Annotated in this window: 23 protein-coding genes; 13 read left to right on the forward strand and 10 right to left on the reverse strand. The window is 58.6% G+C overall.

The genetic code is table 11. The annotated features are described in order from the left end of the window. Positions 1-182: 182 nt before the first annotated feature. Both ACIPZC_RS21140 and rpoS read left to right on the forward strand, forming a co-directional pair. Entirely contained in the window at positions 183-1,040 is an 858-nt protein-coding gene (locus ACIPZC_RS21140) for a peptidoglycan DD-metalloendopeptidase family protein (RefSeq protein ID WP_241804441.1), read from the forward strand. A 108-nt stretch (positions 1,041-1,148) separates the two neighbouring features. Beyond that, complete coding sequence (gene rpoS / locus ACIPZC_RS21145) at positions 1,149-2,156, forward strand: RNA polymerase sigma factor RpoS (RefSeq protein ID WP_241804432.1); 1,008 nt, start codon at positions 1,149-1,151, stop codon at positions 2,154-2,156. 504 nt (positions 2,157-2,660) lie between these two features. Here the strand turns inward: rpoS and fdxA are convergent. Beyond that, a complete protein-coding gene (gene fdxA / locus ACIPZC_RS21150; RefSeq protein WP_012315871.1) occupies positions 2,661-2,984 on the reverse strand; it encodes a ferredoxin FdxA in 324 nt (107 codons plus the stop codon). 140 nt (positions 2,985-3,124) lie between these two features. Then, complete coding sequence (mutS, locus tag ACIPZC_RS21155; RefSeq protein WP_400629330.1) at positions 3,125-5,710, reverse strand: DNA mismatch repair protein MutS; 2,586 nt, start codon at positions 5,708-5,710, stop codon at positions 3,125-3,127. Positions 5,711-5,911: 201 nt separating this feature from the next. On the opposite strand from mutS, the gene ACIPZC_RS21160 reads away from it, so the two are divergent. Together ACIPZC_RS21160 and ACIPZC_RS21165 are read left to right on the forward strand one after the other, a co-directional pair. Beyond that, entirely contained in the window at positions 5,912-6,931 is a 1,020-nt protein-coding gene (locus ACIPZC_RS21160) for a hypothetical protein (protein WP_400629332.1), read from the forward strand. Continuing rightward, positions 6,921-7,484, forward strand: a complete 564-nt coding sequence (locus tag ACIPZC_RS21165) for a hypothetical protein (protein WP_400629334.1) — start codon at positions 6,921-6,923, stop codon at positions 7,482-7,484. Before ACIPZC_RS21160 ends, ACIPZC_RS21165 begins: the two co-directional genes overlap by 11 nt. Here ACIPZC_RS21165 and ACIPZC_RS21170 read toward each other — a convergent pair. The 6 genes from ACIPZC_RS21170 to ACIPZC_RS21195 form a co-directional block, all read right to left on the reverse strand. Further along, positions 7,477-8,727 (reverse strand): Arm DNA-binding domain-containing protein, encoded by a 1,251-nt coding sequence (locus tag ACIPZC_RS21170; RefSeq protein ID WP_400629336.1) that lies wholly within the window; start codon positions 8,725-8,727, stop codon positions 7,477-7,479. The two genes, ACIPZC_RS21165 and ACIPZC_RS21170, sit on opposite strands and share 8 nt — an antisense overlap. Further along, positions 8,697-8,891 (reverse strand): hypothetical protein, encoded by a 195-nt coding sequence (locus tag ACIPZC_RS21175; RefSeq protein ID WP_060495023.1) that lies wholly within the window; start codon positions 8,889-8,891, stop codon positions 8,697-8,699. Before ACIPZC_RS21175 ends, ACIPZC_RS21170 begins: the two co-directional genes overlap by 31 nt. A gap of 733 nt (positions 8,892-9,624) precedes the next feature. Beyond that, complete coding sequence (locus ACIPZC_RS21180; protein ID WP_400629338.1) at positions 9,625-10,410, reverse strand: DUF2786 domain-containing protein; 786 nt, start codon at positions 10,408-10,410, stop codon at positions 9,625-9,627. Beyond that, positions 10,407-10,904: a hypothetical protein gene (locus ACIPZC_RS21185; protein WP_400629340.1), complete on the reverse strand. Its 498-nt coding sequence runs from the start codon at positions 10,902-10,904 to the stop codon at positions 10,407-10,409. The genes ACIPZC_RS21180 and ACIPZC_RS21185 overlap by 4 nt, the downstream gene beginning before the upstream one ends. Positions 10,905-10,989: 85 nt before the next feature. Beyond that, positions 10,990-11,235: a pyocin activator PrtN family protein gene (locus ACIPZC_RS21190; protein ID WP_152958964.1), complete on the reverse strand. Its 246-nt coding sequence runs from the start codon at positions 11,233-11,235 to the stop codon at positions 10,990-10,992. Further along, entirely contained in the window at positions 11,232-11,741 is a 510-nt protein-coding gene (locus ACIPZC_RS21195) for a hypothetical protein (protein ID WP_400629342.1), read from the reverse strand. The genes ACIPZC_RS21190 and ACIPZC_RS21195 overlap by 4 nt, the downstream gene beginning before the upstream one ends. A gap of 26 nt (positions 11,742-11,767) precedes the next feature. On the opposite strand from ACIPZC_RS21195, the gene ACIPZC_RS21200 reads away from it, so the two are divergent. Next, positions 11,768-11,896, forward strand: a complete 129-nt coding sequence (locus ACIPZC_RS21200) for a hypothetical protein (RefSeq protein ID WP_400629344.1) — start codon at positions 11,768-11,770, stop codon at positions 11,894-11,896. A gap of 143 nt (positions 11,897-12,039) precedes the next feature. Here ACIPZC_RS21200 and ACIPZC_RS21205 read toward each other — a convergent pair whose 3' ends face one another. Next, on the reverse strand, positions 12,040-12,744 hold the full coding sequence (locus tag ACIPZC_RS21205) for a S24 family peptidase (protein ID WP_400629346.1): 705 nt from the start codon (positions 12,742-12,744) through the stop codon (positions 12,040-12,042). Positions 12,745-12,841: 97 nt separating this feature from the next. On the opposite strand from ACIPZC_RS21205, the gene ACIPZC_RS21210 reads away from it, so the two are divergent. From ACIPZC_RS21210 to ACIPZC_RS21230, 5 genes are all read left to right on the forward strand, one after another. Further along, on the forward strand, positions 12,842-13,066 hold the full coding sequence (locus tag ACIPZC_RS21210; protein WP_400629348.1) for a transcriptional regulator: 225 nt from the start codon (positions 12,842-12,844) through the stop codon (positions 13,064-13,066). Positions 13,067-13,280: 214 nt separating this feature from the next. Beyond that, positions 13,281-13,769, forward strand: a complete 489-nt coding sequence (locus tag ACIPZC_RS21215) for a phage regulatory CII family protein (protein ID WP_112898798.1) — start codon at positions 13,281-13,283, stop codon at positions 13,767-13,769. Continuing rightward, a complete protein-coding gene (locus ACIPZC_RS21220; protein ID WP_112898797.1) occupies positions 13,762-13,965 on the forward strand; it encodes a TraR/DksA C4-type zinc finger protein in 204 nt (67 codons plus the stop codon). The genes ACIPZC_RS21215 and ACIPZC_RS21220 overlap by 8 nt, the downstream gene beginning before the upstream one ends. Continuing rightward, complete coding sequence (locus tag ACIPZC_RS21225) at positions 13,962-16,742, forward strand: bifunctional DNA primase/polymerase (RefSeq protein WP_400629351.1); 2,781 nt, start codon at positions 13,962-13,964, stop codon at positions 16,740-16,742. Before ACIPZC_RS21220 ends, ACIPZC_RS21225 begins: the two co-directional genes overlap by 4 nt. Before the next feature lie 388 nt (positions 16,743-17,130). Beyond that, on the forward strand, positions 17,131-17,616 hold the full coding sequence (locus tag ACIPZC_RS21230; protein WP_400629453.1) for a hypothetical protein: 486 nt from the start codon (positions 17,131-17,133) through the stop codon (positions 17,614-17,616). A 189-nt stretch (positions 17,617-17,805) separates the two neighbouring features. Here ACIPZC_RS21230 and ACIPZC_RS21235 read toward each other — a convergent pair whose 3' ends face one another. After that, positions 17,806-18,117, reverse strand: a complete 312-nt coding sequence (locus ACIPZC_RS21235; protein ID WP_400629353.1) for a hypothetical protein — start codon at positions 18,115-18,117, stop codon at positions 17,806-17,808. Between the two features lie 97 nt (positions 18,118-18,214). On the opposite strand from ACIPZC_RS21235, the gene ACIPZC_RS21240 reads away from it, so the two are divergent. The 3 genes from ACIPZC_RS21240 (at position 18,215) to ACIPZC_RS21250 (ending at position 21,342) form a co-directional block, all read left to right on the forward strand. Next, positions 18,215-18,562: a phage holin family protein gene (locus ACIPZC_RS21240; RefSeq protein WP_400629355.1), complete on the forward strand. Its 348-nt coding sequence runs from the start codon at positions 18,215-18,217 to the stop codon at positions 18,560-18,562. A gap of 160 nt (positions 18,563-18,722) precedes the next feature. Further along, a complete protein-coding gene (locus tag ACIPZC_RS21245) occupies positions 18,723-19,304 on the forward strand; it encodes a terminase small subunit (protein ID WP_400629357.1) in 582 nt (193 codons plus the stop codon). Between the two features lie 4 nt (positions 19,305-19,308). Continuing rightward, positions 19,309-21,342, forward strand: coding sequence for a phage terminase large subunit family protein (locus ACIPZC_RS21250; protein ID WP_400629359.1), 2,034 nt, complete (start codon positions 19,309-19,311; stop codon positions 21,340-21,342).

Genomic DNA, 21,342 nt, shown 5'->3' on the forward strand with positions numbered 1-21,342 from the left:
GCAGGGAATATTTGTGCTGGCGACGAATTCTTGCCGCATTGCCCTGTCTATCTGGCGGGGCATCCCGGCTCTTCACCGAGCCTGTGGCCGAGCCTGCCAATACAGTCGCGCTCGGTTATAATTGCAACATTATTGCATTTCTTTGCGTATTTTCGATTTTCGGCACCATGAGGGGAGCGCGGGTGGGGCACACAGTCATTCGGCAGCGCAGGGATTGGTTGAGTTTCAAGCTTCTGGTGATTGCACTGGCCATGGGCGCCCTGCTGACTGGTTGCTCAAGCACTGGCTCGGGCGGCGCACGCGTGGTCGATCGCAGCAATGCGGCGCCCAAGCGGCCGACGGTGACCTCGGGGCAGTATGTGGTCAAGCCTGGCGATACGTTGTTCTCCATTGCCTTTCGCTACGGCTGGGACTACAAGGAGCTCGCAGCCCGCAATGGCATCTCTGCGCCTTACACCATCCGGCCAGGTCAGGCGATCCGCTTCAGCAGCGGCGCTACCGGCAGCACCACAGTGGTGTCCAGCCCCTCTTCTTCGAGCAAGACGACGGTCATTCGTCGGCCTGTTGGAAAACCTATTACGACCCCCGCCAGCGGCGGGAAAACGACGCCAACAACGCGAACCACGCCTACTCCGGTGGTTACCACGGTGCCCGCCGCAGAGCGCGCGGTGGGCGGTTGGACCTGGCCTGCAAATGGCGTGCTGATTGGAAAATTCGCTTCAAACGGTAGTTTGAATAAAGGCATTGATATCGCCGGTGATTTGGGACAGCCTGTTTTTGCTGCGTCTGATGGTGCGGTGGTCTACGCCGGGAGTGGCTTGCGGGGCTACGGCGAACTGATCATCATCAAGCACAGCGATACCTACGTCAGTGCCTACGGTCACAACCGCAGGCTGTTGGTTCGGGAGGGGCAGCAGGTCAAGGCAGGGCAGTCGATTGCTGAAATGGGGTCCACGGGCACTGATCGGGTGAAGCTGCATTTCGAGATTCGCCGCCAGGGCAAACCCGTCGATCCACTCCAGTTCCTGCCACGTCGTTGATTGTTGTTCCCGGCCTGTTCCTCTGAGGTAGAGGGGAGAGGCTCCAGCGATGCCAGGGATGCAGGCGCCGCTCGAGTCTGAGTTCGAACTCAGCAAAGGACTATAACAATGGCTCTCAATAAAGAAGCGCCGGAGTTTGACATCGACGATGACGTGCTCCTGATGGAGACGGGCATCGTTTTGGAAACGGATGTGGTGTCAGACGAACCTGCTGTACCGTCGGTTCGGACCAAGGCTAAATCAGGCTCTACGCTCAAGCAGCATAAATATATCGATTACAGCCGGGCGCTCGATGCCACCCAGTTGTATCTCAACGAGATTGGTTTCTCGCCTCTGCTTTCGCCGGAAGAGGAAGTGCACTTCGCGCGCTTGTCGCAGAAGGGCGATCCAGCCGGGCGCAAGCGCATGATCGAAAGCAACCTGCGCCTGGTCGTGAAAATTGCCCGCCGTTACGTGAATCGCGGCCTGTCCTTGCTTGACCTGATCGAGGAGGGCAACCTGGGGTTGATTCGAGCAGTCGAGAAGTTCGACCCAGAGCGCGGTTTCCGTTTCTCGACCTACGCGACGTGGTGGATCCGCCAGACCATCGAGCGGGCGATCATGAACCAGACCCGCACCATTCGCCTGCCGATCCATGTCGTCAAGGAGCTCAACGTCTACCTGCGTGCGGCGCGGGAGTTGACCCAAAAGCTCGACCACGAGCCTTCCCCCGAAGAGATTGCCACCCTGCTGGAAAAGCCCGTTGCCGAGGTCAAGCGCATGCTTGGTCTGAACGAGCGGGTGTCGTCGGTGGATGTTTCGCTCGGGCCGGATTCGGACAAGACCCTGCTCGATACACTCACCGACGATCGGCCGACCGACCCGTGCGAACTGCTGCAGGATGACGACCTGTCTCAGAGCATTGATCAGTGGCTGGGCGAGCTCACCGACAAGCAGCGCGAGGTGGTGGTACGCCGTTTTGGTCTGCGGGGGCATGAGAGCAGCACCCTGGAAGATGTAGGCCTTGAAATCGGCCTTACCCGTGAGCGGGTGCGGCAGATCCAGGTAGAGGGCCTCAAGCGCCTGCGTGAGATCCTGGAGAAGAATGGCTTGTCCAGTGAGTCGCTGTTCCAGTAAGCATTCAATGCCAGTATGCAAAACGCCCCGATGACCTCGGGGCGTTTTCGTTTGGTGCGCAGGCCATGGCGGCCGGCCGTTATCTGGGTACGAGGAATATGTAACTTGCTACCCCTGATGCACTGCGTGTAAGCCTTTGCTTACTTGTTGTGTAAGCCATACACGTAACAACCAGTAAATCATTGTCGTTTCCAGATCCGCTTTTTTCTCAAACCGCTGAAATAATTGAACTTTTTGGATATGTGGAAATGTGTCCACGGCAATGTCTTGTGAGGGTTCGCGGTTGCCTGGCCTACAGAAGTCGTTAGTATTCGAACTGTGCACACGGACATGCACAGGCGTTCAGGAAGAGCGCCAAGGACATCGCAAGACGCGATTCATCAGGACGATGTTCAGGACAAGCAGGGACTACGGAAAAAAATGTGGGCGGGTCAAACCGCCCCTTTTTTTCGCCCGCAGAAAATGAAAAAAGGCCCGTTGCGGGCCTTTTTCGTATCCGGGCGATTAACGCTCCAAATCGGCGATCTTGCCGGGCTTGCCATCCCACTCTTCGGCGTCAGGCAGGGCATCCTTACGCTCAGTGATGTTCGGCCAGATCTCCGCCAGCTCGGCATTGAGCTCAAGGAAGTTCTCCATGCCCGCAGGCACTTCGTCTTCCGAGAAGATGGCCTGGGCCGGGCATTCAGGCTCGCACAGTGCACAGTCGATGCACTCGTCCGGGTGAATGACCAGGAAGTTCGGGCCTTCGTAGAAGCAGTCCACCGGACAGACTTCCACGCAGTCGGTGTATTTGCATTTGATGCAGTTGTCGGTGACGACGAAGGTCATTTCTAGTTCTCTCCTCAGGCAACGGCGGCGGCCCTTCCTCTCAGGGCCGCGCGGTTTACGGGCATGTGGCTGCAGGCCAGGCTAATAACCTGCAGCACCAGCAAACCGCGGCGGATTCTACCAGCTTGTAGTGGACGCCGTTATAACAGGTTCTTTAGTTGATATAGCATTTCGATAGCTTGACGCGGGGTCATGTCGTCCAGGTCCAGCTTGCCCAGCTTCTCGATGGCCGGGTGTGGCAGGCTGGCGAACAGGTCGCTCTGGTGCGGTGCTTGTGGCTCGCCCTTGGCTTTTTTCGACACGGGTTGTTCGTGGGGCAGGCTGCTGGTCTCCAGCCGGCCAAGGTGTTCGCGCGCACGCTGGATGACCGGCGACGGCACGCCCGCCAGTTGCGCCACGGCCAGGCCGTAGCTCTGGCTGGCGGGTCCAGGCAGCACGTGGTGCAGGAACACGATGCGCTCGTTGTGTTCGGTAGCGTTCAGGTGGACGTTGGCCACCAGCGGTTCGCTTTCCGGCAGGACGGTCAACTCGAAGTAGTGCGTGGCGAACAGCGTGTACGCACGCAGCTGCGCCAGGCGCTCGGCAGCCGCCCAAGCCAGCGACAAGCCGTCGAAGGTGCTGGTGCCACGGCCGACCTCATCCATCAGTACCAGGCTGCGGTCAGTGGCGTTGTGCAGAATGTTGGCGGTTTCGCTCATCTCGACCATGAACGTCGAGCGGCCTCCTGCCAGGTCGTCGCTGGAGCCGATACGGGTGAAGATGCGATCGACCAGCGACAGTTCGCAGCTGGCCGCCGGAACGAAACTACCGATGTGCGCCATCAGCACGATCAGTGCGGTCTGGCGCATGTAGGTAGATTTACCACCCATGTTCGGGCCGGTGATGATCAGCATCCGGGTGCTGTTGTCCAGGCCCAGGTCGTTGGCTACGAACGGCGTGGTCAGTACCTGTTCGACCACTGGGTGGCGCCCCTGCTCGATGCGCAGGCAAGGTTCTTCGACGAAATGCGGGCAGTTCAGGTCCAGGTTCAGCGCCCGCTCGGCCAGGTTGCTCAGCACGTCCAGCTCGGCCAGCGCTGCCGCGCTGTCCTGCAGCGGTGCAAGGTGGCTGATGAGTGTCTCGAGCAACGCGTCATACAGCATCTTCTCGCGGGCCAGGGCACGGCTCTTGGCTGACAGCGCCTTGTCCTCGAACGCTTTGAGCTCCGGCGTGATGAAGCGCTCGGCCCCTTTGAGGGTCTGGCGACGAATGTAGTCGCCCGGGGCCTGTTCGGCTTGCTTGGTCGGCAATTCGATGAAGTAGCCGTGCACCCGGTTGTAGCCGACTTTCAGGTTGGCAAGCCCGGTGCGGGCTTTCTCGCGGGCTTCGAGGTCTATCAGGAACTGGCCGGCGTTTTCGCTGATCGCCAGCAGATCGTCCAGCTCGTTGTCGTAGCCGGCCTTGAGTACGCCGCCGTCGCGGATAACCGCTGGCGGGTTGTCGATGATTGCCCGCTCCAGCAGGCTGGCCAGTTCCGGGTAAGTGCCGGTGATGGCCGCCAGGCGCGCCAGGTGTGGGGCTTCCAGCTCGGCCATGGCGTTCTGCAGTTCGGGCAGGGCGCCGAGGGCATCACGCAAGCGTGCCAGATCCCGCGGGCGGGCATTGCGCAGGCCGATACGGGCGAGGATCCGCTCGATATCGCCAATTTCCTTGAGCTGGGGCTGCAGTTTTTCGAAGCGATAGCCATCGAGCAGGCAGCGAATCGAATCCTGGCGCGCCTGCAAGACCTTGAGGTCGCGAAGCGGCCGGTTCAGCCAACGGGTCAGCAGGCGGCTGGCCATTGCGGTCTGGCAGCGGTCGATCACCGACTGCAAGGTATTGTCGCGGCCGCCTGCCAGGTTGATGTCCAGTTCCAGGTTGCGACGGCTGGCCCCGTCGAGGATCACGGTGTCGTCCAGGCGCTCATGGCGCAAGCTGCGCAGGTGGGGCAGGGCGGTGCGCTGGGTTTCCTTGGCGTAGGTCAGCAGGCAGCCGGCGGCGCCGATGGCCAGGGTCAGCTTGTCGCAACCAAAGCCCTTGAGGTCTTTGGTTGCGAACTGCTGGCACAGCGCCTTGCGTGCCGAGTCGCGGTCGAAGTCCCAAGGGGCACGTCGGCGTGCGCCTGGACGTTTCTCGGCCGGCAGGTCGCGGGGCCAGTCGTCGGGGATCAGCAGCTCGACAGGGTTGATGCGTTCAAGCTCGGCCAGCAGGTTTTCCCAGCCTTTGATCTCTTGCACGCTGAAGTTGCCGCTGGTGATATCCAGCACCGCCAGGCCAAACAGGCGCTCGTCCCCCAGCAGTGCGGCAATCAGGTTGTCGCGGCGCTCGTCGAGCAACGCTTCGTCGCTGACCGTGCCTGGGGTGATGATGCGCACCACCTGACGCTCCACCGGGCCCTTGCTGGTGGCGGGGTCACCGATCTGCTCGCAGATCACCACCGACTCGCCGAGCTTGACCAGCTTGGCCAGGTAACCTTCCAGCGAGTGGAACGGAATTCCGCACATGGGGATCGACTGGCCGGCAGACTGACCGCGCGCGGTCAGGGTGATATCCAGCAGTTTTGCGGCTTTTTTCGCATCTTCATAGAAGATTTCGTAAAAGTCGCCCATGCGGTAGAACATCAGCTGGTCCGGGTGCTGGTTTTTCAGCTTCCAGTACTGCTGCATCATCGGGGTGTGTGCGGTGAAGTCCGAAATTGCTTTATTCATCAATGGCTTGGCGAGTTTTTCGGTCAATGGTGGGGCAAAAATGGGGCATTGTACCATTGGTTCCTGCCCCGAGAGTGCCAGCATTTTGGCTATCATTGGACTCGTCATAGCCCAAGGGTGCGGCTATGATGCCCGAATTTTCACTCCTCCGCTTGCAGCAGCCAGTGGGATGGCGTTCGCGATGTGCTCAAAGGGACCCGCATGACCGATTCAGAAAAAAAACTCATTAGCCGGACGCTACAGCTGAAGCCTGTGAAGTTTTCAGAGCTTAAGGACGGTAACGATAATACACTCCCTGTGCTCATGAAGTTGCTGGCTGATACATTTACTACGGTAGGTGAACGGATGGATGAGACGGGTACCCGAATAGACGACGAATTCATTCCCGATCTCTGTACATTTTTCAATAACTATCAAGAGTTGGACGATAAAACTTGCATTTTTGAAGTTTGGTCCTACGAGCCAGGTGTGATTCCCCAGACCTTGACGCCTGATCCGAACAAGGAAAATGCGGTTGTAGATATGGCTGGGCACGTTGATCATGATGGCGAGAAGCGGGAATTTATTCATATCGCTCATGTGCTTGCCTATGGACATTCAGCCATTGTTGAAAGTACACGGAGTACTGGCGGGGTTTATAATATCCAGCGCTATCTAAATAAAATGGCGCGCAAGGCTGGGTTGGGACGAAAGGGCACTTTCTTTATGACAGATGCGGTTACAAAGCAACTATCGAAAGAGATTGACCGCGCGGGTGGCGCTGTGGGCTTCACTGTGGGCGTGACTCAGGTGGATCCAAATAGCCAAAGCGCATTGATAGGCCTACTTTCTAATGTTCGTGGCTATATGCCATCGTCTGGATTGATGACAGTAGACTGGCGGTCAAAGGACAAACTGCCTACGAAGAAGGTAATCGAAGCTTACGACGAGGCGCAGAAGCAGGATGAGGTTGAGAGTGTTATCATCCACCTCAGCGATGGGTCCTCAATCAGAGGACTGTCCAAATTTAAAATCAAGCAAACGGTTCATGTCGAAGACGTAGGGGGGCGTAACCCCAGTCAAGCTGAACTAAAGCGTAAAATGGTGCTCTACTTGGAAGAGCTTTGCACGCCCGGAGCAGATGGGAAAAGGATTTTGGACGAATCTGGAGCGCTGGCAGACAATGAAATATTTATACCTAATTCCCGAAGAAGTAAGAAACGCGAAGCTGGTGAGGGATGAACTCGCAGATGTGGCTAAGTCCGGGGCGGGTAATGGCATCTATCTTGCTTGGAACTTTGCGGTTCTAGTCATTGGTGGAGTGCTGGGCTATTTTGGTTCAGGCTTTGTTGATGACAATCTCCTGAATGCTGTTATTGCATTTGACGGCGTGATCATGGGGTTTGTCATTACGGCGATGTTGTTCTCTGGTCGGAGTCAGTTCATTAGTAAAATGTCTTATGAGCAAACTGCACTGTATGCCCATAAGACGCGATATATGCTTATGTCGCAAATGAATACCTTGTTTGCGTTCTTGATGTGCCTGCTTTTTTGCGTTTTAACAATGGTTGCTAGTAAGGCAAAGGCTCAAGGCATTCCGGAAGTAGTCGTAACAGTGTTGGTGGTTATGTCTTCTGCTTTTTTCGCCCTGGGATGCTACAGAGTGCTGCTTCTGCCTTTCCAGATATATGATGTGCACTCGTTCGCCCTGAGCAATCTCGTTGCCGATGCGAAAGAAGAAATATCTAAAGATATTAAATCACGGACTGAAGATCGTCTGCGGCTACTCAAGTAGCCGCTATGTTTCTCCCCTTAATTCCTTCCCAGATCCGGCTAAGTTCTTCGTCGGATTCAGAGTCCATCCATTTCGCATAAACTTCCACAAGCATAGTGAAGTCTTTGTGCCCCATCTGTTTAGCAATGAATGCCAGATTGCCTCGCGCTGTTAGGCACCAGCATGCGTAGGTGTGGCGGGTCTGATAGGGACGACGTGGTCTGATGCCCGCTCTGCGCTGGATTGACGCCCACTTCGTATTCCAGGCTGTGGACACGAACCACTCATTGATCCCCCGCTTCCTCGCCTGTGTCACTGGCGACAGTAGAGGGGTAACTGACTCCTCTCGCCATTCGTGACGGTTCTGATACACGCGTATATTTCGCTTTGGATGGCCAGCAACAATTCCCATCAGAACCCGACATGCTTCGATGGCTGGCTCCATCAGCAGCACGGTACGCGGTTTGCCTGTCTTGGGAATTTTAAAGGTGCCGTTCGCGGTGATCGCCCTTGTCACTTCGATCTCTCTCGCCTGTAAATTGATGTCTTCTACGGCTAGTGCGCAGAGCTCACCGGGTCGGAGGCCGGTGTACACCGCTAGGGTGATCGCTGCGGCGTCTTGGGAGTGCAGACAGCCTTTCGAGATCAGAAGGTCAAACTCATCATGGGTGAGCGGGTCTGGTTCCTTATCGCTCATCGCAAAGCGTGTGCAAGCAGCAGAGAGGCCCGCGATGCAGTATTTGTTGCTCTCGCACCAAGTGAGAAATCCTGCGAACGTCGCGAGGTAGTGGTTTGCGGTAGATGGCGCCCGTGTCTCAATCAGTCGGGCTCGAAGGACATGAATGTCTTCAGGTAGCAGGATACCGGCGAGTCGATCCCCGCCCACCAGATCAACGCAAATGTCGATGGCGTAAGCGTACTTTTCCTCCGTCATGGGCGTGAGATCGATAGCTTTCAGCGGCTTGTAACGCTCTGCCAAAGCTTGCAGACGTTCGTCCTTCGCATTGCAGTAGTTTGCTGCGTGCTTCGAATTCGGGAAGTGCCGGCCGTATTCAAAAGTGCCGGTTTTGATTTCGTGAAGAATTGCCGCCCTGAGTAGGGCAGCGTGTTTGATGTTGGCTTTGGTTACCGGTAAACCGAGAGACTCGCGGCAGCGAATCCGGCGCCACATGAAGACAATCCGCAAATTGCCACCGTGAATCTCAATACCGGTGTGCTTAGCCAGTTCGGCCTCTAGGCCACTTGGGATGCGCTCTCGGCCCACTTGTCATACTCTGCGATGTTTATGGTGATACGGCCGTCTGGAGCCTTCCGCCAGATGCGGCCTTGTGCCCAGGTACCATTCTTCACTTTGTGGCGAATGGCATCCTCGGAGTAGCCGGTCAGCTCGGCAGCGCGATTGATCAGTACCCAGCGTGGTGTGCTCATGCTCTGTTCCTCCGGCTGATGATGAAGCCGGCCGCTTGGCGGGTCTTGGAGCATTGGTCGTGATTGCCCTTCACGCGAGCCTTACCGCATATGTCGCAGATGAACGACATAGCGGGTCGAAGCATTGGCTGCATGCCCTTGGGCGTGCGAGTGTTAGGGATGTAGATCGATGTGTCGATCACAGCGAATACCTCTTATGGACTGTGTGAGCGTGAGGGCTCAGCGCCAGGTGCTCAAGGTTCGTGGCTCTGTTTACAGTCGATAACGTGCCTGTATCGGTGGGGTGGACGGCGCTGCTGCGATACAGCTTGACCAAGGTGGCGAGCAGCGCCACCGCGAGCGCAAGGCTGATCAACTGCCAGGTGCGTGTTGGATTAGGCATGTGGGCGGCCCTCACGGAGCTGCCTGAGAAGCTGTTTGCTGGCCAGCTCGAACAGTTCGTTGATTGATACCGCCGTGATGGACTGCTCGCAGTTGCGCACTGCGTCAAATCGACTGCGGTACAGCCCGGCCTGGCCGAGCCAAGCGGGGGGACTGGCTGCGCGGCAGTTCCACAAGTCCGGGAGGTCCGCTTTCTCCCCGAAAACGACGCGAGAAGAGGCGTAGCAGCGGCTACACCTAATCACGTCGCCGCCATGGTTGGGATCGCGGTCATCCTCAATAGTGAATCGAGTGGGTGGGCTGCCGCAGAACGGGCATGGGAGAAAATGCTGGCCACAATCTATCTTGGTCATCACAGGGCGCTCCCTGATTTGTCCGATAGCTGCTGGGTCGCTCGTCCGCCGGACGCCAATGCAATGCTAATCTCGGTACGGGCTCCGGAGAGCATTCCAGCGATTTGCGCGTCAAGATCTAGTTCCCTGTCTGGCTGTTTGCGAGCCTTGCCAATCTGTTGATTGGCCAGAAACTGTTGAATGAGCATCTGGTCATGGGCGTTTGTGGTGACAAGATCCTGCCCGTCACTCTTATTCTGCAGTGGGGGCTCATCCTCGCCTTGGGGAACCAGTGCGCGGAGTCTGCTTTGCACGCCCCAGACCCAGGCAACAGCGAAATGATCGGCTGCAGTTTCCGCTGTGTATGGGCTGCGAAACCTGCCGGAGCGGACGCCGGATGCGTACTCTTTACGGGCTGCAGTTACCTTGGCGAGCAGAACCTCGTACGCGTACACGGCAATGTGCTGAGCCGGAGTGATGCCTACGAAAGTTGCTCGCTCTACTAGTCGGCCTCTAGTCCAATCGTAATGCCGATAGCGGAGTGATTGGCAGCCGAAAACGTCGGCAACGTAGCTCGCGAGATCTCTGTCCCATACAGGGCGCCGGACATAGCGGGATACTGTGGACTCGACTTCGCCGACGTCGCTGAGTCGAACATCCATCTCTGTAAGTCGATGCTTGCGCATGAGGGCTTGGGCTTGCCGGAGCGCGGTAGCAGCTTCGTTCTCATTGGCGCTACGTGAGAGTGCCAGGCACCGCTTGATTTTACGCAGTACCTGCTCGAGCTTCTCGCTTGTCTGGCTCATGCTGCAGCTCCTGTGCTAGCAGCGCAGGTCGGGGTGCTGCGCAGTTGGGCGTGGATCCGCTTGGCCAGCTCGTCAATAAAGTCTGCCTGGGCGCCTGCTCGGGCTGCCTCCGCATCGGTTTTCAGGGCTTTGAACGTGCGTTGAGCCAGGCGCATCGTCGACGAGGCGCTGACCAGCCACTCGTAGTCTGCCTTGGTCACTGGCAAGCCGGTGTACGACATGATGCGGGCTTCCAGCTCGGCGATACTGGATTTGAGATTGGCGACAGCCAGGTGGTGCTTACGCTGGCCAGCCTCGGACTGGATCCGGGCCTCGTCCAGATCATCCTGCAGGCCTTTGATCTGCAGCTTGAGGTCCGCTCGTTGTTGCTGCCTGCCTGTGTCCAGGCCACGGGTGAAGGCGCGGTGGCGCATTCTTGGGATGATGATGGTCAGGGCGATGAGGCTGATAAGCCACACGATGGCCATGGCAAGTACTTGTTGATGCGGTTGCATGTGCTGTGCTCCGAGATGGCCCGCCACCGGGCAAGGTGAGAGTCGGTGGCGGGCTGGGTGCCCCTGCTGGCCGGGGCCGCCTGGTTCAAGCGGATCGGGGAGAGCGTTCTGCCTGCCGGTCGAGGTATTCAGCCAAGTTGTGCAGGTACACCACGTATGAGGCTTTCTTAGAGCAGTCGAGCTTGCTCACGCGAAGATCAATCCGTCCCTTACTAATCAGTTCTTTGAACCGCCGATCCGAGCCAATGTGGGAGAAGTAGCGCTCCCTCACAGCGGACAACGTCGGGCAGGGCGTGGAAAACTCGCTGCGCAGTTGTTCCAGGGTGCTCATGCACATTTCCCAAGATCGTCGGGGCCGGGCTGGAGCCTCGCGCGCACCGCGGCAGCGAGGTGCTCTTTGCTGGCACCGGTTACAGCGACACACACATCGCCCTGGTCGTTGGTCACAACGGCGCCGAGTGGGAGTTGGCGGTTGACGGTGGAGATGACGTAGGCGGTTTGACCGGTCTGTAGCACCTCTTCGACGCAGACCTGCGCTTCCATGAGTGCCAGCGCCTCTTCCGATTGGGCGCCGGTGTCAGCTCGGCCGTTGGCCAAATCCTGTACGAAGTCTCGCAAGGATTGGCACTTGGTGGAGAGCGCGCGTGGAAGGCTGAGGCTGCTGCAGAGCGGCCCCACGGTCACCTTTATGCAGTGGTGCGTGGTGTCGTTTTCGATTTCGATCTGTGCGTCGACGGTGGCTTCGGGGCGCTGCAGCTTGCAGGTCGCTGTGCCGCCGTTATCCAGGGTGCGCTGGAGCAGCATGATCTGGCGGAGGGAGATCTGGAACTCGCTCATGCTACACCCCCGTTGAAAGGTACGGCGTGAGCTTTGCCATCCAGCGTGACGACCAATTGCAAACCAGTGCTGCGTTGGAAGGCTTGGATTTTCGCCAGGCTGTTGCAGGTGGCTGGGTGGATAAGGATCGCTACCGATCCGTTGTGCTGTGCTGATTTCATTCTTCCGTGTCCTTGATGTGAGAGTGGGCACGGGGATGAAATTAGCAAAGGCTAATTAATTGAGCAATAGCAAATGCTAAATTAGCAGGGCGTCGTTGCTCCCAGAAGATCACCGGTAGGAGACAACGCGGGGGCCGTCAGAGCTTCTTGGCGTTCCAGGCCAGCAGGACGCGGGCTTGGATATGCATGCGCTCGATCATCGATTCGTCGATGGTAATCGGAGGGTAGATGGGATTGTCGGAGATCATTCGCAGCTGTCCTCCCATCAAGCGCTGCAGGCGTTTGATGTAGAGGTCTCCGTCGAGGGTGAAGACGTAAATGGCGTCGGTTTTCACCTCGGTGATCCCACGATCAACGAGCAGGGCGTCGCCGTCAGCGAATGTGCCAGACATGCTGTCGCCGTCGCCTGTGATGATGGCTAGGTTATCGACTTTCGAGAAGGTAAGGCCTTGCATTCTCAGCCAGTCGAGGTGAACCGTCATGTCGCGGATGACTTCAATGTGCATTTCCGGGGCTGCCTTGCCATGCCCCATCGACGCCGCGATATCGAGATGCGGGATCAGCACGAAGTTCTTGTCTTTTGCCGCCCTGGTGGGCAGACGAACCACGTTGGTTGGGGCTGCGGTTGAGGGTTCCTCCGTTGGAGGAGATGTCAGCATCCCTGCTACAAGCCCAATCTTGAGCTCGAGATTACGCGCAGCCTTTTCCCCCAACTTGCGGTGGCCGTTAAGCAGTTGTGACAGATACGACGCATCCAGGTCGTGAGCCTCGGCGAATTCCTTCTGGCTCAGGGTACCCATGATCGTGCGGAGGGAGGCGATACGCCTTTCGTTGATATCCATGCCGCGATGATTGCTTTCCGTTAGCAAACAGTAAATTACCAGTTGCTATTGCCTTCATAATTAGCAATTGCTAATCTGGTCGCCAATGGAGGTGTCTATGACGCTTAGCGAGTACTTAAAGACGATGGACAAGGAGGGGCTCGATGCCCTCGCACGCCGCTGCGGAACATCGGTTGGCCAGCTGAAACAGGTGGCCTACGGGAACCGTCGCGCCAGTGCGGGTTTGGCAGTCTGTTTGGATCGTGAAACAGGAGGGGAGATCGTCTGTGAATCGCTTCGACCGGACATTGACTGGGGATACTTACGGCAAGGAAAAAAGTAAGAACGCTGAGCCAGGACTCTCACCTCCCGGCCCAGCTATGAAGGCGTAAACGCCAACACTCTCGTCACCCGGTGCTCTCTCTCACAAGTTCAGCCGGATGACTGTTACCGCATGCAATGCCCGTACAGCACGTGAGGCACCGCACACAGGTCGTAGTTGTAGGATAGGTCCTACCTAACCCTATGGCTACACCGTAAACCGAGGATTTACGGTTATGAGTCGCATTGATCTACTGCCGGACGCTGGTCCGGTTCTCGCCTTGCGGCAGGCGCTCTACCGCGCCGGTCGCGACTACCACGGCGGTATCACCAAGCTGGCCTTCGATATGGTCATGGACGTTGATACCCTGCAGAAGAAACTCCACCCAACGGAAGAGCGGCGCTGGCCCAGCCCGGACGAGATCGAGGAGATCGTCCGCTGGACAAAAGATACGCGGCTGCTTGATGCCCTCGTCCGTCCGGCCGGTGTCGTCTGGTATCGGCCGGAACCCGTGCCGGCGACCAATGAAGCACTGCAGGCGGTTGCCAAGCTGCTGGAAGAGTCCAGTGAATTCGTCGGTAGTCTGCACGATGGTGCCGCCGACAACGTCTGGACAGAGACTGAGGTGCTGGATCTCGAGTATCGCGGGATGGATGTAATCCGCCAGGTCCTGGCGATCATGGCGGGTGCCCGCCAGGCCATGGAGGACGAAGCTCATGGCTGATGCCGTCGATTTCGCGAATGACCACGCGGAGTACTTCCTGCAGCTCTCGTTGCAGCGCCTTGCGCGACTCCCTGAAAAGCCAAGCGCCCAGTTCTGTGAGGACTGCGACGAGGCGATTCCACTGGCCCGTCAGCAGTCGGTCGCGGGTTGTGAGACCTGTATCGATTGCCAAAGCCTACGGGAGCGCCGGCGATGAGCGAGCGCCCAACTCGCGCTACAGCTGATTGGGCGCGGCGTTACATTGAAACCTTCGATCTCGCCCTGGTTCCTATTGAGCCAGGCGAGAAGGGGCCGAAGGGAGCCGGTTGGAACAAGCCCGGCGGCTATTTCACTGAGGCCTCGAAAGCTGAAGCATTCTGGTCTGCGAACCCGAGCCACAACCTCGGTGTTGTGCTCGGGCCGAGTGGTGTCTGCTCGCTTGACGTTGACGATGTTGAGCTGACAAGGCTGGTCCTGCGGCAAACGCTGGGGCTCGATGTAGACGCTTTGGCAGACGCGTTCCCGACCTCTGTAGGCAATCCTGAGCGATTTCGTGTGATGTTCCGCGTCCCCAAGGGCGTGGAGTTGAGCCGTCACGCGTTGGTGTGGCCGAATAAGAATGACCCCGACGGTACCATCTACAAAGGCCTCATGGCGCAAGTGAAAGCTGCCATGGAAGAGGGCGACTCCACCCGCGAGGCGGCTTTCCGGATGGCGGCTGACCCCTTCAAGAAAGTGACTGTCTTTGAGCTGCGCGGCGGCCTGGTGCAGGACGTCTTGCCGCCATCTATTCATCCTGGCACTCGAAAACCCTACACATGGCGAACCCCTCCGGCTGCAGAAGGCTTGCCTGAGTTGCCGGCCGATTTGTTGGCCATCTGGCAGGACTGGGATGCGTTCAAGCCCAAGGGCGAGGCCGTTTGCCCGTGGAGGCCGAAGGCGGCAACACCAGCTCCGGCAGCTCGTCCGGCCGCCAGGCCTTCTCCAGTTTCAGCGCGAACCGGTGACCGGCTACCCGACGTCATCCCTGAGTTCAACCGCATCCATGACATCGCCACGATGATTGAGGCGCAGGGTTACAAGCGGATCGACGGTAAGTGGTTAAGCCCGCACAGCAGCTCAGGTCTGCCCGGCGTGACGATCAAGGATGGCAAGCTCTACTCGCATCACACCTCGGACCCGCTGGCGAACGGACATAAGAACGACGCCTTCGATGTGTTCTGCATCCTGATGCACGACGGCGACCAGAAGGCTGCGATCAAGGCAGCGGCGCAGATCCTCGGCATCGATGCGAAGTCCCGTCCTCCCGCGCCGCCACCATTGGGCGAACTCCCCCTTGCCCCCTCGGTGGTCGAGCAGGCCGAGCTGCCTCCGCTCGAGGCCAGCGATGCCGAGCACCTTCCCCACGCCCCATCGGATGATGAAGCGCCCAGCCCGGCCGGCTCCTCGGCCGAAGGGGGGGCAGGGGGTGACGCCCTGGATATCGATGTCGCAATGCGCCGATTCGCCTTGGTCGAAGGCACTACCAGCGTGTGGGATTTGGACAAGGGGCGGGCGATGAAGCGGTCAGGCTTCGAAGCTCTGGTTGGCAAGCCGCTGGCCAAGGAGTGGATAGAGCGTACCGGCAAGAAGCTCATTGCTTCCGAGCAGGTGACTGAGCTTGAACAGGCCCGAAAGATGTCCAGTAAGAAGGGTGGGGCGCTGAAACTGGAACCGCTCGACCGGTACATCTACATCGATGGTACGAAAGAGGCCTGGGATCGCGAGAAGAAGCGGCGCCTGCCTGAGGGCAGCGTGAAGATGGCCCTGGGTGACGCTTATCAACTCTGGCTGAACAGCCCGGATCGGCGAGTTGTAGACGTTGACCATATCGTGTTCGACCCGACGATGACCAAGGATCCGGCGATCTACATCAACACCTTCGAGGGCCTTCCGCTTACACCGGTTCGCAACGATACCGCTTGCGAGAACCTGCGTTGGCTGATCGCGTTCCTTTGCAACAATGACGCTGAGGCGCTGGACTGGCTGGTCAAGTGGCTGGCCTACCCGCTGCAGCACATGGGGGCGAAAATGGACACTGCGATCCTGTTCCACTCAACTATGGAAGGTTCGGGCAAAAGCCTGCTGTTCGCCGACATCATGGGCGAGTTGTACGGTCGGTACAGCGCAACGGTTGGCCAGGCGCAGTTGGAAGGTAACTTCAACGCGTGGCAAAGCGGCAAGCTGTGGGCTGTGTTCGAAGAGGTTGTGAGCCGCGACCAGCGCTACAACCAGGTCGGCAAGATCAAGCACATGATCACTGGCAAGACGGTGCGCATGGAGTCGAAGTTCATCAACGGCTGGGAAGAGTCCAACCATATGAACTCGGCATTTCTCAGCAACGAGATCATGCCGTGGCCGATCAGCGAAGACGACCGCCGGATGCTGGTTATGTGGCCGCTGCAGACGCTGCCTCCTGAGCGACAGAAGGCGATTGCCGAAGAGCTGGCGAACGGTGGGGTTGCTGCCTTGTACGGGTGGCTCTTGGATGTCGACCTCGAGGATTTCAACCAGCGCACGCGTCCGCCGAAGACTGAGGCCCGTCAACGCTTGGTTGAGTTGAGTCGCACAGCCTGGCAGACGTTCTTCCACCTCTGGCGTAACGGCGAGCTTGGGTACGGCCTTTGGGGCTGCTGCCTGACCTCGGATGTGTACGCCATGTTCATTGAGTGGTGCGCCCACAACAAAGAGCACGCCATGAGCCAGACCAAGTTCTCGTTGATGCTCAGCGCGAAGGTGGAGAAGACGAGGGCAATTCCCTGGTCGGACTGCTCCACGGGGAAGGACGTCCGGCGTTTTGCGGCGTTTTTCATGCCCAGCGATGGTGATCCTTCCCTGCCCCCATCCATGAATGCGGCCGTGCTGGGCAAGAACGTTCGCGAGTGGCGCGAGCGAGCAAAGCTCGCGGGCTGGATGGTGGAAGCCTGGGACCATATCAAGAGGGTTGCAGCATGACTACGCCGGTAGGTGTGTTGGGTGTGTTGGGTTGGTGTTGGGTTGGTTTATGCAAGCCAACACAGATTAAAACCCCGGAATTCGAGGCTTGGCGACAGTCTGTGTTGGGTGTGTTGGGTTCGCGCACGCGCACGCGCATGCGATCAACTCCAACTGATGGAATCGAAAAGCGGGTAAATCTCTATGCGAGCTCCGAAAAACCCAACACACCCAACACACTAAACACAGACCCTTCCAATCCATTGAATTTATTGGGTTTTGTGTGTGTTGGGTTTGTGTTGGGTTGGCTAAATGTGAGTCGGGTGCTGATTTCGGAGGAATGGCGATGACGATGGAAATGGAAAGGCGCCTTCAACGCCAAATGCAGCTGGCCCAGCATCTGCAGGACATGGCGGATTTGATCGACCAAGCCGAGCGCCTGCATCTCGTAGGCGGACTTATGCAGCACTGGGGTGAGCAGCGTCGGCAGTTGGGATTGGAAGCCAGCCTAGGCAGCCAGATGGGGGCGATCATGGAATGGAAGGGGGCGGCACCGCGCACCGGCTCTTCCGGTGCCCGAATCTTGATTGCAGGCGCTGGCCTGGATCACGCCGCTGCAGAGATCGATGCGGCTGTTGCTGAGTTGAACCGCCGAAATGAACGCGGGGCAACGCTGGCCAAGTTGGCCGAGCTGCGCTACCTACACCAGGCCACGGTCAGGGAGCAGATGCGCGAGGTTGGGCTGGCCGAGGGAGCCGACCGTACCTACCGGAACTGGATTAAAGCGCTGCACCTACAGGTGTTGGGCATCCTATCCGCTCGCGCTGGGCGTGTTCGCCAACAGACCGTTCGTCGGGTCACTATGCGACTTGTGTGCAACATTGATGCTACTTAGCCCCCACATGACGACGAACCGAAAACTGCCCCTTTTCGGTTTTTCCGGTGGCATGTAAAAAGTCCCCACGATATCAAAAGTGCGCTCAGGCGCTTTCCTCACCAGCGCTGTGCAGTGCAACCCACGCCTATTCGTTGGTGCTTTGAGGACCCTGCCAACTGGCGGGGTTTTCATTGACGCGATCCTGCCTCACCCGGCGCTATCAGTTTTGCGCCAGTGAAGGAATAGGATTGGAAGCATTACGGCAAAAGAGATCAGGCCCAGCATCAGGCCATGCCCAATCACAATCGTTTTCAAGTTAACGGGCTGCCCTGGTTGAAGCATTTTGTACAGATCACGTGCGTAAGCCTGTGTCAGAAATGCCAATGACACCAACACCCAGCCTCGGAAAATGATCTGCCAAAGTCGTTTTGCCTCTTGAGCGTCGAGCTTGATGTAGTTCATCAAAGCACTGAGCACTCCCAAGACCACACCCAAGTACGCCACGATATTCATATCCATTTCGTTTCTCCTTTTGGGGAAAGACAGGATATGACTGACGTTCCAAGGCCACAACTCAAAACCCCTCTTCAAAATTACACTCAAGGGTGGAAACCGAATGAATAGTGAGCAGCAAGCACTTGCTGAGATACCGATATGGATGGTGATCGTGCTGTCGCTGATCGGTGGCGTGTCCGGGGAGATGTGGCGAGCAGATAAAGCTGGAGCTCGCGGCTGGGGACTTCTTCGGAGGCTTGCGCTACGTTCTGGCGCCTGCGTCGCATGCGGACTGTCCACCAACATGTTGCTCTACGCCCTTGGGGTATCGATTTGGGCATCTGCTGCAGTGGGCTGTCTGACAGCGATGGCTGGTGCAGATGTGGCTATCAGTCTCTACGAGCGCTGGGCCGCCAAGCGACTGGGCCTGGTGCAGGTGCCGCCGCAGGCTGGCGAACAGGGGCAGTGAGCCGCCTGCATTTTTGGGTGGAGCCGGGGACCCTGGCGATATGGCCGGGGTACGGGACTGGGAACCCGCGCTTCTTCGTTAGCAGGTGGTTCACCAGCTTAGTGAACTGCGGTGAACTGGTTAACCCCCTGAATTTATTGGGTGAACTGGACATTTCAGCATGCAATATCTGACGAAATCGGAGTTCGCTGCCCGACGCGGATGGTCGAAATCCTACGTTTCCAAGCTGGCCAGCCAAGACCGCCTGGTGCTCACCGGCGACGGCAAGGTCGATGTAGAAGCTACCGAGGCACTGTTGGCTGAATCCGCCGACCCCAGCAAGGCTGCCGTCGCGGCCCGCCATGAAGAAAACCGGGTCGAGCGGGATGTGCGCAGCCACCTCCAACCAATCGGCGACACACTTGCGGTCCAGCCACCGGTTCAGCCGCCCGGCAAGGGGCCAGACTTTCAGAAGGCGAGGGCGCATCGGGAGTACTTCCTTGCGCAGCTCGCCGAGGCTGAATTCAACAAGGTCCAGGGCAACCTGGTGGAGCGCAAGGCGGTGGAGGATGCCGCCTTCGCCGCAGGCCGCACGCTTCGAGACCTGGTGTTCGGTCTTGCCCCACAGCTCGCTGCCGAGCTGACGGGTATGAGCGATTCCTGGGAAGTCGAGAAACGCCTCACTGGCGCCTTTCGCCGAGTCTTCGACGACGCGGCGAAGATGAGCGGCGCCGATCTCAACCGAGCTATGACACAGAGCTGAGCCTATGCCCACCGGATACGCGGACGGTGCGAAGGTGTACCGCGAAGCGTATGGCCGTGGGCTGAAGCCTGACCCTGAGTTGTGGGTGGACGAATGGGCTGACGAGTACATGCGGATTCCGCGTGATACCGGTGCAGCCGAACCCGGCAAATACCGCACAGCACGGACGCCTTATGCCCGTGAACCCATGCGCTGCCTGTCGCCAGCGCACCCCTGCAAGCGCGTCATTACGATGGTCGCCTCGCAGCTCATGAAAACGCAGATCGCCCTCAACTGGATTGGGGCGCTGATCCACATGGCGCCGTCCAACATCCTGACGTTGTTGCCCAGTCTGGCCCTGGCCAAACGGGTGTCGGCGCGGATCGGTAAGACCATCGCCGCCACGCCTGAACTGAATTCGCGTGTGGCTGCCTCTCGGTCACGGGATGCTCGCAACACCATGGACACCAAAGAGTTCGAGGGCGGCACGCTGTACGCGACCACTGCTGGCTCGGCCTCCAACCTGGCCGAGCTGGCTGCGCGCTACATCTACGGCGACGAGATTGACCGCTGGGACGTGGACGTCGATGAAGAGGGCGATCCCGTCGATCTTGCCGAGACGCGGGGCAGTACCTTTGGTCGCAATGCCAAGTTCTACTTCTCCAGCTCGCCGACCATCAAGGGTGCCTCACGCATCGCCGATCTGTTCGAGACGAGTGACCAGCGGTATTACTACGTGCCTTGTCCAACCTGCGGTTATAAGCAGGTGCTGGAGTGGGAGCGCTTGCTGTACTCCGCTGATTTCCAGACCGTCCACTACAAGTGCTCCGCGCCCGATTGCGATGTGCTGATCGAGGAACATCACAAGGGTGAGATGCTCGCCCAAGGGGAGTGGCGGTCACACGCCCAGGGTGATGGTGAAACCGTGGGCTTCCACCTCAACGCACTTTATGCCCCGCTCGGTTGGACTTCATGGGCTGACCTTGCCAAGCAATTCGAGAAGGCCAAGCGTGCCCAGGACCGAGGCGACCTTGAGCCCATGCAGGTGTTTTACAACACCCGCCTGGCGAAGGTGTGGGACAGCGCGGTCGAGCAGACCAAGGCCGAGGTGCTACAGGCGCGAGCGCTGCAGGAGGATTATGTCCTCGGTACCGTGCCTGTCGGTGTCCTGGTGATCACCGGCGCGGTCGACGTTCAGGCCAATCGCCTGGAGTTGATGACCCAGGGCTACGGTGCTGGCATGGAGCGCTGGGTCATCGATCACCAGGTGATCCCCGGTGACCCGGCTGACCAGCGCACGTGGGATCTGCTGGACGAGCGATTGAAGGTCCGGTATCGCCATCCCTGCGGCGTGAGCCTGGGCATCGTGGCTGTCGGTATCGACTCCGGTGGTCACCATACCCATGAGGTTTACCAATTCACCCGTGTCCGCCGTTGGCGCAACATCTTTGCGCTGAAAGGGGCGAGCAAGCCGGGCAAGCCGGTAATCGCCCAGCGGCCCTCCCTGGTGGATGTCACCTGGAAGGGCCAGACCGAACGCAACGGCGCCGAGCTGTGGATGGTGGGTACCGATACCGCCAAGGACTGGATCTACAACCGTTACAGCTTCGAGTCCGGGCCGGGTGCGCTGCATTTCCCCAAGGATCTGCCGGATGAGTTCTTCCAGCAGTGCGTGGCCGAACGCAAGATCGCTCGCTATGTGAAAGGGTACAAGCGGATCGAGTGGGTCAAGGGTAAGGCCGACCGCAACGAGGCACTCGACCTCATGGTGTACAACCTGGCGATGGCCAACTACCTCGGCCTGCATCGATACGGCGAGCAAGACTGGGACAAGCTGCGGCAGGCGCTGGCTCAGGCGAGTCTGTTTGATGAGCCAACATCAACGAAGCAACCAGTCATCGAGCACGATGACGACGACGGTGATGCCGCCGACGAACCCGTACCAGCGACACCGCCCCCAGCTCGGCCCGCGCCACGCCCGGCTCCACCGCCGCACCGCCCGGCACCTCAACCAATGCAACGCCGCAGCTCCAGCAGCGGCTATCTGAAGAGACGCTGA

Origin of the sequence: Pseudomonas sp. NPDC089743, from assembly GCF_044748785.1 — a bacterium.
GTDB classification, from domain to species: domain Bacteria; phylum Pseudomonadota; class Gammaproteobacteria; order Pseudomonadales; family Pseudomonadaceae; genus Aquipseudomonas; species Aquipseudomonas putida_X.